Below are 13,180 nucleotides of genomic sequence, written 5' to 3'. Positions count from 1 at the left end.
AGGCGGATAGACTCCCGCTTCGCTATTTTAATGAAACGCTTTCATCATATCATAAAGAATCGAAGTGGGGCATACAGGGGATTGGCATAAAACTCGCGGATCTTGTCATGCACGCAATAGTGATATTAAGTGCGGATGATGATCATATTGAAGGTTCCGATCAAGCCCGGGAGAATCAGAATATCCTTCAGCCGTAGTTTCTTTCCTGCAGGAGGCCGCTGAGAGGATCGAACAGCTCCGCCCGGTTGAGGAGCAGGAGGATGAGCATTCCTGCGAACAATTTGAGACGCTGCATTTGGACGACATCAGACATGAACTGAACCGCAGGCCGCCGGCTGGTTGAAAGCAAAGATTTCATTACATGTCACCGCATGATCGAATATATGAAGCAGCATCTGAGTGAGCCGATCGGCATTCCCGAAGTTGCCGAATCAATAGGAATTAGCAGCAGTCTTGCCAGCCAAGTTTTCAAGCAGGAGACGGGTGAGACTATATATAACTACTTGACTCAGCTGCGTATGGACCTTGCAACCGAGCTGCTGTTAAGAACGGATTCCCGCATTTCTCACATCGCTGAAATGGTTGGTTATCAGCATGAGAACAGCTTCATCCGCATCTTCCGCAAGTATAAGGATATTACACCGGGCAAGTACCGGGATATGATGAGAATCCGGATGGATTCCAAGGTAGAATAACCGGGTAGCGGCTCCATCCGGTCCGGGTCCAAGGAGGAAACGATGGATAGACGACAAATCGTAGAGCGGCATCATCCCGAGCTGAACAAGTGGGCCCCGCTGTCCCCCTTCTCCGTAGGCAATACGGAATTTGCCTTTACAAGCGACATCACCGGATTGCAGTCATTTCCGGAGCAATATGAGGTACCGCTTGGTACCCAGTCCAACTGGGGGTGGCACTTCACAGGAGGACGTGACCGGTTTACGGAAAAGGATGCCGAGTATCAGATGTTTGACACGTACGGCCGGCTATGAAGCGGCAGCCGGTGATATAGCGAATATACATCAGCGATTAAACCTTTGGACAGGCATACTTACGAGTGAATATACCGTTCAAGGTGTTCCGGTCCGCGTAACGACAGCTTGTCACTCCGTTTACGATACCGTCGGCGTACGTGTGGAATCACCGCTCATCAGCCAAGGACGCCTTCAGGTATTCATCCGTTTCCCTGCACCCGATATGATCCATACGGCGTGGGCGAAAGCCGTGTTTCCGGATTGGGACAATGATGACAGGCATCGGACGGTGCTCCTCGAGCAGGAAGCTCAGCGGGCATTGCTGGACAGAAGCATGGATGAAGACCATTATTTGGTCGGCTGGGAATGGAGCTCCGGGCGAATTGAGCGAACGGGCTTACATGAAAACACCTATTTGACTAATGGACATAACTATCAACGACCAGGCTTAACGGCTTATTTGCCGGGCAATGGAGGCTTGCTGACAGCCGCTGCCATGATGGCCTGCGGCTGGAAAGGCAGCGGACAAGTTTTCCGAAGGATGGAAGGTGGAACGTGAAGTGGGAAGGGCTGAAGCCTTAGTTGTAAGACGCTTACATATTCGTTAGAGGAGGCGCGTAAATGGTAAAAGGAACCGTCTGGCCTTCAGAACGGAAGACCTATACTGACCGGCTGACAGGTCTTGAAGTTACGCAGTTGACCGATTATATGGCTCACAGCCATCATTTATATTTTACCGAAAGCGGATGGTCGATGGGGGACAGCGACTTTTGCTCATTTCGGATAGGGGAAACAGTACGAACTTATACAGCTTGCATCTGGCGAGCGGTCAGATCACTCAGCTTACGGAGTACCGCGACAACGACCAATTGGACGCATGTTTGCTGCCGGATGGAAGTGCAGCCTTTGTAAAGAAAGGCCGCTCCCTGGTCCGGCTCGATTTACCTTCACTGGAAGAACAGCTGTTATACGAAGCGCCTGAGGGCTATCAGCTCGGTAACGCCAGTGCGACTGCAGACTGTAAATACGTCCTGACCTGTGTTCAGGAAGACCTCTCTTCTTGCATCCGCCTCGATCTCGGCAACGGTTATGTCGGCCACCGCGAGCTGATGGAAGCGGCTCCCCACAGCATAATCGTTCGAATCGATGCCATGACGGGCGGCGCGGAGACGATTTATGAGGCGAAACGATTTATTACCCACCAGGATTACGGCCTCAATAATCCTGAAAGCAACGTATCCAATCGCAATATTTTCATTATGCTTTTTCAAGATTGGGAAAAGCATGACTCCAATACCAATGACTGCAGCGCAATTAATTAACTCAAGGAGTATTCCCGATGTCACTTAGGCGCCTTAGCAATTAAAGCGAAATTTTTGGCCTTTCAATTGGCAATGATCGTTCTTGGTCTTTACAGCCTCTTATTTTGTTATTTGTTATACCGATCAAGGCTCATTCCGCGTTTAATATCCGTCTTTGGACTTATTGGTTACGCATCGTTGTTAACAAGCGCCTTGCTAGAGCTCTTCGGTTATAGCCCAGGCATGCTCTTATTTCTTCCGGGAGCCTTATTTGAAATACTAATGCCGGTCTGGCTTATAGTCAAAGGATTCAACTCACCTGCAATAGCTCCCATGTCTGCTATAAAATAAAACCAAAGCACAAAAATAAGTGTTAAGGGGAAATTTCATGAAGGCAGTTGTATATACACATTACGGCACTACTGATGCTCTTAAGGTTAAAGAGGTGGAAAAGCCTGCTCCCAAGGACAATGAAGTGCTTATAAAAGTACATGCTGCATCCGTTAATTCATGGGACTGGGATCTTCTTAGAGGCAGACCGTTCTTAGCCCGTCTCAAAGGGCTTCTGAAACCAAAATACAATATTCTCGGGGCTGACATAGCGGGACGGATTGAAGCGGTCGGTAGCAACGTAAGGAGTTTTCTTCCAGGCGATGAAGTGTTCGGGGACCTCTCCGGATGTAGTTGGGGCGGATTCGGGGAATATGTATGTGCGGATGAAAATGCATTATCGCTTAAGCCTGCCGGTATGACATTCGAGGAAGCCGCAGCCATACCGCAAGCGGGAGTCTTAGCCTTATAGGGACTTCGTGATAAAGGACAGATTCAGAAAGGACAGCAGGTATTAATTAACGGTGCGGGCGGCGGTGTGGGTACGTTTGCGGTGCAGATTGCCAAATCATTCGGGACTTGCGTAACAGGCGTGGACACCACAAGGAAATTGGATATGCTGCAATCGATTGGTGCAGACCGGGTTATTGATTACACGCAGGATGATTTCACCAATAATGGGCAGAGTTACGATCTGATTCTTGATGTTGCTGGATATCGCTCAATTTTCGATTACAAGCGTGCATTAAGTCCGGGCGGCACTTATGTCATGGTGGGAGGCTCCATGGCCCGAATCTGCCAACTCATGCTCCTGGGACCGTGTGTTTCAATGGCAGGGAGCAAGAAAATGGGTATCCTTGTTCACAGGACAAACAAAAATGACCAAAATTTTTTCAAGGAGCTTTTTGAAGCTGGCAAAGTAGTTCCTGTTATAGATAGACGGTATCCGTTAAGCGAGGTTGCTGAAGCTCTCAGGTATCTTGGAGAAGGTCACCCCAAAGGAAAAGTCGTCATTAATATGGAGATGTTATAGCAATTCATTGCTTGCTCCGGCAGCTTCATCAACAAGAAAAATATTACAAATTGTCCCTAGAATAGATCCGGGGCGAAGCAAATAAAATGTAATAATCGTTTGAAGAAACGGCTCCGGTAATCGTAAAAATGTAAGGTCTTAAGCGTGTAATACAAAAGAGGGAGTGAACTCAAAGAATGCAGTGCCAATGGAGAGTGATTTCGGAAAATAAGATTCCGGCTCATAAATTCAACGCAATGACGATCTTTGGCGGAATGTGACTGCAATGCAATTATGGATGGCAAAAGAAATCATTCAGTCAGCGGAGCTGGAAGCACATCGAATTGGCGTGCCTATGGTGATTTCAGTTGTAGATGCAGGAGGCAATCTGACCGCGTGTTACAAAATGGACCATGCTTTACTGGCAAGCATCGATATAGCAACCAATAAAGCATGGACATCGGTAGCCATGAAAATGCCGACTGCAGATTTGGCCAAAATGGCACGCCCCGGAGGGTCCCTTTACGGCATCCATTCGACAAACCGAAATCGTATTGTATTATTTGGCGGAGGGATTCCGTTACTCCAACAACATCTTTTGATTGGCGGACTTGGTGTTAGCGGCGGTTCAGTCGAGCAGGATGTTCTTGTTGCAGAGGCGGTTAGAGTTAATTTTGAGCGAACGTATGGGTGATTATTAAGGGTGAAGTTTTTAACCAAATAACAAAAAGTAGTTATAAGCCGGGAATTGCGCAGCAGCCTATCGGAAGACCAAAATACAACATTAAAGGTCGCGGAAATCGCGGCTTTTTTGTGTTACTTGGTACTTTTGTATTGCGGATATGAAGAATCCGTCAATTATTAAGCCCTGAATGTTATTCAGTCTATCTAAGGGGAAACTCGTATCGGGAAACGTTGTACTGGCAGAGATAGCTGAATAGTGCGGCAATTTAAGAGAATGAACGATAATACTGCCCTTCACATACCACTAGAACAATATTATATAATGTATCCGCATACATTCGTTAAAGCATCATAAAATCGATGCTTTTTGAGTTTATTGGCCGTTTTACAGTGGTTGTTCAAAGCGGTATAATCGTCTCATCTCATAACTCGCTGAATTTCTGAGGAAAACGGGGGAACCGAAGGAGCTCATTATATGACGTCATGGGGTGAATCAGTGCTGTATGGTGCGCACTGTAGGGCGACTCTAACAGCCCGAATCCGGCAGCTAACCTCGCAAGCGTTTTTGGAGAAGGTGAGACGACTTGGGTTATTACAGCCGTAAGATGCCTTGCGGTTTTTTTGTGTGGTAAAAAACAGTAAATTTGGGAAGGGTAAGGATATCTAAAACAACTGATTTTCTAAAAGAAGGGGTAGGGATAACGTATTATGCGGCAAGTTTATTTCTCAGGCGGCGGTGGTCGGGAATGTTAGTGGCACTCAAACGAATCTTGATCGGAAGGCCGCTCAAATCCAACGAATTAGGGGAACAGAAGCTAAACAAAACCAAGGCGCTTGCCATTTTGTCTTCCGACGCATTGTCGTCTGTAGCTTACGGACCGGAACAGATTCTACTGGTTCTGATTACGATCAGCATTGCAGCATTCTGGTATTCGATTCCGATAGGAATCGGTGTATTGATCCTGTTGGTGGCTCTTATTTTGTCGTATCGACAAATCATCTTTGCGTATCCGCACGGCGGTGGGGCGTATGTTGTTTCCAAAGAAAATCTGGGTAAATATCCCGGATTGGTCGCTGGCGGTTCTCTGCTTGTAGATTATATCCTGACAGTGGCCGTTAGCGTATCCGCAGGAACAGATGCCATCACTTCCGCCTTCCCAACCTTGCACGAACATACTGTTGGCATCGCAGTTGTATTTGTTATCCTGATTACACTGCTAAATCTTCGTGGTGTGACGGAATCCGCTTCAATTTTGGCCTACCCGGTTTACTTGTTTGTTCTCGCTCTCTTTATTTTAATCGGAGCAGGTTTGTATAATATCGCCAGCGGCGGAGTTTCTGCGGCGCAGCATGCACCGATCGGGACACCTGTAATGGGGATCAGTCTGTTTCTGCTTCTAAGAGCCTTCGCATCCGGGAGTTCGGCGTTGACAGGTGTTGAGGCGATCTCGAATGCAATACCCAACTTCAGAGATCCTGCACCGAAAAATGCGGCCAGAACACTAACAGTGATGGGCATATTGTTGGCACTGCTGTTCTCCGGCACCGTGTTCCTGGCTTACTATTACGGCATTACACCCATAGTGGAAGCCACAGTCGTTTCTCAAATCGCCGAACAAACTTTTGGCCGGACTTTCATGTATTTCTTTATCCAAGGTACAACGGCATTGATTCTTATTCTGGCCGCGAATACCGGTTATTCAGCGTTCCCTTTACTGGCAGTCAATCTTGCCAAGGATAAGTTTATTCCGAGGATGTTTGCCGTTCGCGGGGATAGACTGGGTTACTCGAATGGAATTATAATGCTCGGGGTTCTTTCCATTTTACTGATATTAGCATTTAAAGGGCAGACCGAACAGTTAATCCCGCTCTACGCCGTAGGCGTGTTTATTCCGTTTACATTGTCCCAGAGTGGAATGATGCTGAAATGGATTCGGCAAAAGCCCCCCGGATGGGTACCAAAGCTGATCATTAATACTACAGGCGCCTTCATTTGCCTGACGGTTACATTCGTATTCTTCTTGACGAAATTCACGCAGATTTGGCCGATACTGATTTTTCTGCCGCTTATCGTGCTCGCGTTTCACCGGATTAATAAACACTATGAGGCGGTCGGCGAACAGCTTCGGCTTACCACATGCGAACCGGCCGTTCCAATAGAAGGTAATGTCATCATTCTACCCGTAGCCGGTATCACACATGTAGTGGAACACTCTGCAAATTACGCCAAATCGCTGGGAGCGGATCAGATCATTGCAGTGTATATCCCATTCGAGCGTGAGGACGAGGCGAAGTTCGAGGAGAAATGGTCCAAATGGATGCCTGATGTCAGGCTGGTAACTCTGCATTCGCCATACCGCAGCATTATCCAGCCGCTGATGAAATTTATCGATACGGTAGAGCGGAAGGCCAGAGAATCAAATTACCAAGTCACTGTCATTATTCCGCAATTCATTCCGAAAAAGGGGTGGCACAATATCCTGCATAACCAAACAAGCTTTACCATTCGTGCCGCACTGCTTTATCGGAAAGATGTAATCGTTACAACCGTTCCTTATCATCTCAAAAAATAATCTGGGCCTTGGTAATCGTAAAGCTATGGATCCCTATAGAAAATGCAGGCAGCTGTCATAAGACAGCTGCTTTTATTTTTAATTGCTGCGATGTATTCCATTTAATCCGGAAAATCTGCGATTCGTGTAGATTGAAGGAATAAAGTGCTAGAAACAAAGACTTTATTTTCAAGCACAGGACTGACATACTGTTGATATAAAAGGACTATCGAACTATAGATACAGGGGGAAGAGAATGGAAAACGGAGCACGAGTATCCTGTCCGCAGTGCGGCAGCGATATGCCGGTCATACCAGGGTACGTGACGTGGTGCGATCAGTGTGATTGGAACTTGAACCCCGAGCGCGTTTCGTCACACGAACGGCTTGCGGATAAACTAAATCGGAAGATTGGTGTTCGGGCAGTCCAGCGGTTATACGACAGCATAATGACTGCGGGCGTCGAATTCAGGATTACACCTTCCATTGTCGCTGCATATCTGGCGGCAACCGTGCTTCATGGTTTGACAATCCTGCTGTTTTACCTTGGCATCGAAAGACTCGTAACGCCTTACAATTTCGGCGAGTTTCTATCAGGCTTACTTATGACGGCAGTGGCCTTCGAAATCCGACCGAGATTTTACAGGTTCAAACGAAAGCCGATCCATAGGTCAGATTACCCGGTGATTTACGAGCTGCTCGACGAATTGGCTGAACGAACCGGGGCGCGAAGAATCGATAGCGTCGTCGCCCTGCCTGAATTTACCGCCTTCTTTATGCGTTCCGGCTTGCTTCGGAAAAGGTTGATCGGAATCGGTATTCCGCTGTTTGCGGGTCTAACCGTACAAGAGAAAATTCATGTACTGGCCCACGAAATGGCCCACAACGCACATAATGACAATACAAGAAATTGGTATGTGGAAAGCGCATTATATTTTTTATCCCAAAACCGATTACTCGGAACTTTTCGGTCCTCTCGACACCCTTATGGCTAAGATTCGATTGGGTATGGCCAAGTTGGTCGAACTGCTGTGGTATTTAATAAGCTTGCCGTCGTGGAAAGAAAGCCAGCGACTCGAATACCACGCCGACAGCCTTGCCGTTCATATCAGCGGTAAGAGTGCAGCACTGTCCGCCCTTGAGAAGCTTCACTTCGAACCTACCTTCTATATCGCCTTTGAGAAGGTTGCCAAGTACAAATACAACAACGATTTGTTCGGTGAATTTCGTAATGCGGTAAATCATGTTCCCGAAAGGGAAATCAAAAGAATTCGTCGGATCACGCAAAATGCGGAGTATCGGTTCGATACCACCCATCCTCCAACCGCCCTGAGAAAAAAGTATATCGAACAATGCAATGCCGGTAATCTCGCACTAGTTCTTGATCCCGCCCGGGAAGCCGAATTCGAAGCTGAATTCCGTCGGTTGGAGCAACGCATTCAGCGGGAGCTTCTTGACGATTACCGTACTTGGATGGCGCCGTACATTTGAGCCGCAGCACTTCGTGGATTTATCGCGAGTTTTCCGGGAAAACTGAAGTAATTCTGAAGTGAATTGTATTAAAACGGAAAGCTGCCGGGTCTCTGCCCGGCAGCTTATTATGCTTTAAAACAAGAACATGCAACGATAAAAAGCCGCGGTTGCGGCCTTATTCATTATAACCCCAATGCCGCAACGACTACGCTAAACACCACAAGGCTCGAATGAGTAAATTTGGACTTGCCATGAGGCAAGAAAGATCAAATTTAGTAATAAGAAGACAAAATTACATTATTTAATTAATAAATTGTGTGATACCCTATTTATGGATTTAAGTAAGCGCTTCCAGTCAGCAGTATTCTTAGAGTGGAAGGTGGTGGGTCATACAATATCTTAAATTAATATAGCTTAAAAAGTTCGTAAAAAACAAAAAAAGGAGATTGCTGTCATGTCAAAATCAAAAATAAAATATGGATCTTTCGTGTTAATCTTAACCTTTATCTTAGGAGCTTTTGGAATAATGCTACAACCTCCGCAAGCTGTATTCGCCGCCGACGCATCAGGAGCTACTGCCAGTTTCTCGGATATTTTAAAATACCAGCAGCCCGATGGAGGTTGGAGAAAAGATTACGCCGTTACTAGCGGGAATTGGGCGAAGTCGACAATTGACAATAAAGCTACGTACACGGAAATAAGAAGATTAGCAGGTGAGTATCAAAGGACAAGCAACAGCAGTTATTCAGCGGCTGCTATAAAAGGAATCAACTTCCTGTTAAATATGCAATATGCTAACGGCGGGTGGCCGCAGATCTATCAAAGCACAGGTTATCATACCCACATTACATTCAATGACAATGCAATGATTAATGTTATGATCCTTCTGGATGACATTGCAAACAAAAGAGGCGATTTCGCTTTTATAGACAGCACTTTAGCCGGTAGATGTAAAACAGCGGTTTCGAAAGGCATAGATAACATATTACAGACACAGGTTGTTGTTAATGGAGCCTTAACGGTTTGGGGACAACAGCATGACTCGGTAACGCTAAAGCCTGCAGGGGCTAGGTCATATGAAGTCCCATCTCTTTGCGCTAATGAAAGTGTAGGAATTGTAAAATTTCTAAAAACCAGACCTGCCACGTCGCAAATTAATGCTTCTATTAATGCAGCCGAGCAATGGTTCAGAACCGTTAAGATCATTGGAATTAGAATAGTAAAGACCAGTGATGATGTCATAGTTGTGGAAGACTCAAGTGTCACTACTCCGATATGGGCTCGTTTTTACGAGATTGGAACGAATAAGCCTATATTTGTAGGTCGTGACGGTATAGTTAAATATAAGCTTAGCGATATTGAACAAGAAAGAAGAGTTGGATACGCATGGTATGGGAATTGGCCTTCGGCTCTTGGAATTACTTGAAACCTGCTGTAATTTGAGAAACCAGTCGCTGGAAATGAACCGGCGACTGGTTTATTTATTAATGGCCCTTGCCCTGGACTCTTGTGTCGGATGACACGAATATTAACTCCTAAGCCGTTAGAATACGAAAAGCCCCCGGCCGCTGCTGCTGCAGCCAAGATGGCGGCGAAGGCCGCAGCGCCTATAAGAAAAATGGTGCGAATAGGCAAATTCTCAAGCGCGAACTGTATGCCGGTCGCCGTTAGAAACATGAGACATGCTGTACTTCCTGCCACAAGAGGGCTCGTAACAGAAAGAAGTTTGGCCAACAGCGAGGGGCCGAGCGACAATATGAAAGATGTGGCTGAGATGCCGGGTGCGAATACGGCAATCCCCAGGGCTAAATGCGTGCGGTTAGCCGCAGTTATACTTGGCATGCGCAGGCGCCGGTTTTCCGACCCTTTGCTGCGCTTTTTGGGAAGGCTGGCCGCAACGCTCAATGCGCTGATCAAGATTACTAATTGAATCAAGAAGACAGGAACGATTGGCTGGGGCAACGTCTCGGCCAAAACTCCCGCGAGCAAGGGTCCAAGCCCAGCACCCAGCACCATTGCGACAGATGCCGCCAGTGAAGCTGCTTTCCTCTGGTTATGACCTGCTACGTCCACGACCGAGGCCATACCCGTCGAGACAATAACCCCGACAGCTATTCCCGACAAAAAACGCGCCAAGAGAAGAATGATTACAGTGGACGCAGTGGCGAACAGGACGCAGGCAACAACGGCAGCGATTATACCCGGGAACAGCACCGGTTTGCGTCCGAACCGGTCGGAGAGCTGGCCCGCGACTAGAAGTGTCGGGCAGCAGTCCGGCGATGTAAGCAGTAAATACCAATGTTTAGAAACTTCGCTAAATATTAAACTCTTTATCCGAAATAAAAGCAACGGATTACTGCTTACCGGCGCGGGCCGGGAAATTCTGGTTTTGGCTAGGCAGATGAAGGTGATCGAGAACAAGATATATGAAATTGCCAGCCGTGAAAATAATCTTTTAAGAGGGGAGGTGAAAGTGGGGTCTTTTCCCGCAGCTTCGACCAATCTGCTGCCTGAGACGATCGCCTTATTCAGGTCAAAATATCCGCATGTCCGCATCGAGCTGACAGAGGGAACCTCAAATCAAATTAAAGAATGGGTGTCGGATCGAACCGTTGATATCGGTATCGTCGTGACCCCCTTTGATGATTTTGAATATCAAGTGTTGTTCCACGATTATATGGTCGCAATACTCCCGGAGCATCATCCATTGGAAGAGGCGGACAAGATAGATATCGATAAATATCAGAATCAATTTATTTTTTGCAAAGGGGGACACGAGACGGCTCTTGTTAATAAACTTGAAGAACAAAATTTATCGCTTAAAGAGAATTTAACAGTCCAAACGGCCGAGATGTTAGTTCACATGGTTAAAAATAACCTCGGCATTGGCATTATTTCGAATTTTACGCTGTCATCGGTTTATGTCATCGGTTTCTCACAATTTGAAGGTTAAAGATATTCATCCAAGTATAGTCCGGGATATCGGAATCATCGCGCATTCTTTTGAGGAAGTAACCCCTGCAACCAAAGAGTTCATTCTCGTCATGAACCAATTGTACAGCAAACCATATAAATCCCAAGATGGTTAAGGTTATCTGAAGGAAACAAAAAACCGCCATTTTCGGCGGTTCGCTAATATTATAATTTAATAAATGATTGTGACCGCACCTTGGAGGCTGACCCACATCAAAGTTAATCTGCTTTGTTTCACTTGCCGTTCGACTACAGTTGCAGTAAGTTATGTATTACAGAGGAGGAATGAGAAGATGGAACGGAATAATCTGCATTTACCGAGAAGTTATCCGGAAGCGCAAGGAATTTCCTCGGCAGCTTTGACTGTATTTTTAAATGTGATACAAGAACGTCAATTGGAACTGCATAGTCTTATGCTGCTTAGGCATGGGCAGGTGGTAGCTGAAGGGTGGTGGGCTCCTTATGCATCAGATATTCATCATATGACGTTCTCATTGAGCAAAAGCTTTACCTCAACCGCCATCGGTCTCGCCACTTTGGAAGGGAAGCTGTCGGTAGAAGACACCGTCGTATCCTTCTTCCCGGATGATGTCCCGGATGAAATAAACTCAAACCTATCAGCTATGCGCATTCGTCATTTGCTGATGATGGGAACCGGTCATAATGAGGACACATTAAGCAATCTGCTGCAGAGCGAAGACGGAAATTGGACTAAAGCGTTTCTCCATGCTCCTGCCCTGCATGTACCCGGTACTCATTTTATCTATAACAGCGGAGCTTCATATATGCTGTCAGCGATACTTCATAAGGTCACCGGTCAAAACCTGTTGGAATACTTGCAGCCGCGTCTGTTTGAACCGCTTGGTATTAACGGTGCGACCTGGGAAACGTGTCCCAAGGGGATTTGTTTTGGCGGATGGGGGTTAAGCGTCACAACGGAGGATATCGCTAAGCTTGGCCAATTGTATTTGCAGAAAGGCGTGTGGAATGAACAGCGTCTATTGCCGGAGAAATGGGTCGATGAAGCCACATCCAAGCAGATATCCAATGGAGACGGAGGAGCCAATGATTGGGCTCAGGGCTATGGCTACCAGTTCTGGCTGTGCCGGCACGGAGTGATCCGTGGCGATGGCGCGTTCGGTCAATTCTGTATCGTGATGCCGGAGCAGGATGCGGTGCTGGCTATAACAGGCGGAACTAACGACATGCAGGGAGTCTTGAATGCCGTCTGGGATCACTTGCTTCCGGCAATAGAGCTGTCGCCGCTTTCCTCCAATCAGGATTTCCAAGCGAAGCTTGCATCTGAATTGCAGGGCCTGACAGTACATCTGCCAAGGCTGCAGCCGGATTCACCCCTTGAAGCAACCATCGCTGGCAAGGAATATAAGCTCGAAGACAATGATCAGCATTTGGTGAGCATTACTATGTCGTTTGAAGATAATAAAGCAATCTTTGTTCTTAGCAAGACGGATGATAAATATATCTTCGACCTCGGCCGAGGAGATTGGGTGGAGGGGACCACGAGGCTGCTGCATGGTGAGGTTAAGCGCGTAGTTTCCAGCTTTACCTGGTTACAGGAGGACACGCTTCAGCTGACTATAAGGTTTATCGATATGCCTTTCGCCTTCACAATCCGGATTTTGTTTGATGGGGACGAAATTGTATGGCACCACAAATCGAACGTTTTATCCGATCAGGCTGATATTCGAGGGAGAGTAACGGAAATGGCATAGCTTGCAAAAAACAACTGTAACGTTCTATAGCTCGTAACCGTCAGGGTTCTCCCTGACGGTTTTTTCTGATTCTCAAGAGGACGGCTTGATTACAGACATTTACAATAGCCCATTGACATGAACTAATGAATTAGTGTCCTATCTCACTAGGA

At 46.7% G+C, this 13,180-nt stretch carries 13 protein-coding genes, 3 pseudogenes and 1 riboswitch; of the genes and pseudogenes, 14 read left to right on the top strand and 2 right to left on the bottom strand.

All coding sequences use genetic code 11. The features are described from left to right. Positions 1-187 precede the first annotated feature (187 nt). Complete coding sequence (locus tag KZ483_RS28610; RefSeq protein WP_258881267.1) at positions 188-313, bottom strand: hypothetical protein; 126 nt, start codon at positions 311-313, stop codon at positions 188-190. Positions 314-371: 58 nt separating this feature from the next. Here KZ483_RS28610 and KZ483_RS15280 point away from each other — a divergent pair, with 58 nt between their 5' ends. From KZ483_RS15280 to pelA, 12 genes and pseudogenes are all read left to right on the top strand, one after another. Then, positions 372-695: a helix-turn-helix transcriptional regulator gene (locus KZ483_RS15280; protein WP_220348280.1), complete on the top strand. Its 324-nt coding sequence runs from the start codon at positions 372-374 to the stop codon at positions 693-695. 42 nt (positions 696-737) lie between these two features. Next, positions 738-989 carry a hypothetical protein gene (locus tag KZ483_RS15275; RefSeq protein ID WP_220348279.1) on the top strand — a complete coding sequence of 84 codons (252 nt, stop codon included), beginning with the start codon at positions 738-740 and terminating at the stop codon, positions 987-989. Further along, complete coding sequence (locus KZ483_RS15270; RefSeq protein ID WP_220348278.1) at positions 967-1,530, top strand: hypothetical protein; 564 nt, start codon at positions 967-969, stop codon at positions 1,528-1,530. Before KZ483_RS15275 ends, KZ483_RS15270 begins: the two co-directional genes overlap by 23 nt. Positions 1,531-1,717: 187 nt before the next feature. Beyond that, positions 1,718-2,125: pseudogene (locus KZ483_RS28605) on the top strand (oligogalacturonate lyase family protein); the annotation flags it as partial. 207 nt (positions 2,126-2,332) lie between these two features. Next, a complete protein-coding gene (locus KZ483_RS29165) occupies positions 2,333-2,623 on the top strand; it encodes a DUF4386 domain-containing protein (protein WP_397376206.1) in 291 nt (96 codons plus the stop codon). Positions 2,624-2,660: 37 nt separating this feature from the next. Continuing rightward, positions 2,661-3,074, top strand: a complete 414-nt coding sequence (locus KZ483_RS28930; RefSeq protein WP_309568580.1) for an NAD(P)-dependent alcohol dehydrogenase — start codon at positions 2,661-2,663, stop codon at positions 3,072-3,074. A gap of 66 nt (positions 3,075-3,140) precedes the next feature. Beyond that, positions 3,141-3,635, top strand: coding sequence for an NAD(P)-dependent alcohol dehydrogenase (locus KZ483_RS28925; protein WP_309568579.1), 495 nt, complete (start codon positions 3,141-3,143; stop codon positions 3,633-3,635). Positions 3,636-3,900: 265 nt separating this feature from the next. Further along, complete coding sequence (locus tag KZ483_RS15250; protein WP_309568578.1) at positions 3,901-4,308, top strand: GlcG/HbpS family heme-binding protein; 408 nt, start codon at positions 3,901-3,903, stop codon at positions 4,306-4,308. A 410-nt stretch (positions 4,309-4,718) separates the two neighbouring features. Then, positions 4,719-4,876: riboswitch (cyclic di-AMP (ydaO/yuaA leader) on the top strand. A 168-nt stretch (positions 4,877-5,044) separates the two neighbouring features. Continuing rightward, positions 5,045-6,871, top strand: coding sequence for an APC family permease (locus tag KZ483_RS15245; RefSeq protein ID WP_220348274.1), 1,827 nt, complete (start codon positions 5,045-5,047; stop codon positions 6,869-6,871). Between the two features lie 235 nt (positions 6,872-7,106). Continuing rightward, complete coding sequence (locus tag KZ483_RS15240; protein ID WP_220348272.1) at positions 7,107-7,844, top strand: M48 family metallopeptidase; 738 nt, start codon at positions 7,107-7,109, stop codon at positions 7,842-7,844. Beyond that, the gene (locus tag KZ483_RS15235) at positions 7,837-8,340 is read left to right on the top strand and encodes a hypothetical protein (RefSeq protein WP_220348270.1); all 504 of its coding nucleotides are present in this window, start codon (positions 7,837-7,839) and stop codon (positions 8,338-8,340) included. Before KZ483_RS15240 ends, KZ483_RS15235 begins: the two co-directional genes overlap by 8 nt. Before the next feature lie 436 nt (positions 8,341-8,776). Next, positions 8,777-9,748: a pectate lyase gene (gene pelA / locus KZ483_RS15230; RefSeq protein WP_220348267.1), complete on the top strand. Its 972-nt coding sequence runs from the start codon at positions 8,777-8,779 to the stop codon at positions 9,746-9,748. A gap of 188 nt (positions 9,749-9,936) precedes the next feature. On the opposite strand, the pseudogene KZ483_RS29160 reads toward pelA, so the two are convergent. Beyond that, a pseudogene (locus KZ483_RS29160) lies at positions 9,937-10,611 on the bottom strand (MFS transporter); the annotation flags it as partial. Between KZ483_RS29160 and KZ483_RS28600 the strand changes: the two are divergent. Further along, positions 10,517-11,411: pseudogene (locus tag KZ483_RS28600) on the top strand (LysR substrate-binding domain-containing protein). The pseudogenes KZ483_RS29160 and KZ483_RS28600 sit on opposite strands and share 95 nt — an antisense overlap. Positions 11,412-11,588: 177 nt before the next feature. Next, positions 11,589-13,028: a serine hydrolase domain-containing protein gene (locus tag KZ483_RS15215; RefSeq protein ID WP_258881266.1), complete on the top strand. Its 1,440-nt coding sequence runs from the start codon at positions 11,589-11,591 to the stop codon at positions 13,026-13,028. Positions 13,029-13,180: the final 152 nt, after the last annotated feature.

Source organism: Paenibacillus sp. sptzw28 (assembly GCF_019550795.1).
In the GTDB taxonomy this organism is placed as follows: domain Bacteria; phylum Bacillota; class Bacilli; order Paenibacillales; family Paenibacillaceae; genus Paenibacillus_Z.
The sequence above is the reverse complement of the archived record's forward strand: the minus strand, read 5'-3'. Positions and strand labels throughout refer to the sequence as shown.

Bases quoted from the DNA above. Each gene is read 5' to 3' on its own strand.
- KZ483_RS15215 (WP_258881266.1), top strand. From the start codon at position 11,589: ATGGAACGGAATAATCTGCATTTACCGAGAAGTTATCCGGAAGCGCAA.
- KZ483_RS15280 (WP_220348280.1), top strand. From the start codon at position 372: ATGATCGAATATATGAAGCAGCATCTGAGTGAGCCGATCGGCATTCCC.
- KZ483_RS15235 (WP_220348270.1), top strand. From the start codon at position 7,837: ATGGCTAAGATTCGATTGGGTATGGCCAAGTTGGTCGAACTGCTGTGG.
- pelA (WP_220348267.1), top strand. From the start codon at position 8,777: ATGTCAAAATCAAAAATAAAATATGGATCTTTCGTGTTAATCTTAACC.
- KZ483_RS15250 (WP_309568578.1), top strand. From the start codon at position 3,901: ATGCAATTATGGATGGCAAAAGAAATCATTCAGTCAGCGGAGCTGGAA.
- KZ483_RS15240 (WP_220348272.1), top strand. From the start codon at position 7,107: ATGGAAAACGGAGCACGAGTATCCTGTCCGCAGTGCGGCAGCGATATG.
- KZ483_RS15275 (WP_220348279.1), top strand. From the start codon at position 738: ATGGATAGACGACAAATCGTAGAGCGGCATCATCCCGAGCTGAACAAG.
- KZ483_RS15245 (WP_220348274.1), top strand. From the start codon at position 5,045: ATGTTAGTGGCACTCAAACGAATCTTGATCGGAAGGCCGCTCAAATCC.
- KZ483_RS28610 (WP_258881267.1), bottom strand. From the start codon at position 313: ATGTCTGATGTCGTCCAAATGCAGCGTCTCAAATTGTTCGCAGGAATG.
- KZ483_RS28930 (WP_309568580.1), top strand. From the start codon at position 2,661: ATGAAGGCAGTTGTATATACACATTACGGCACTACTGATGCTCTTAAG.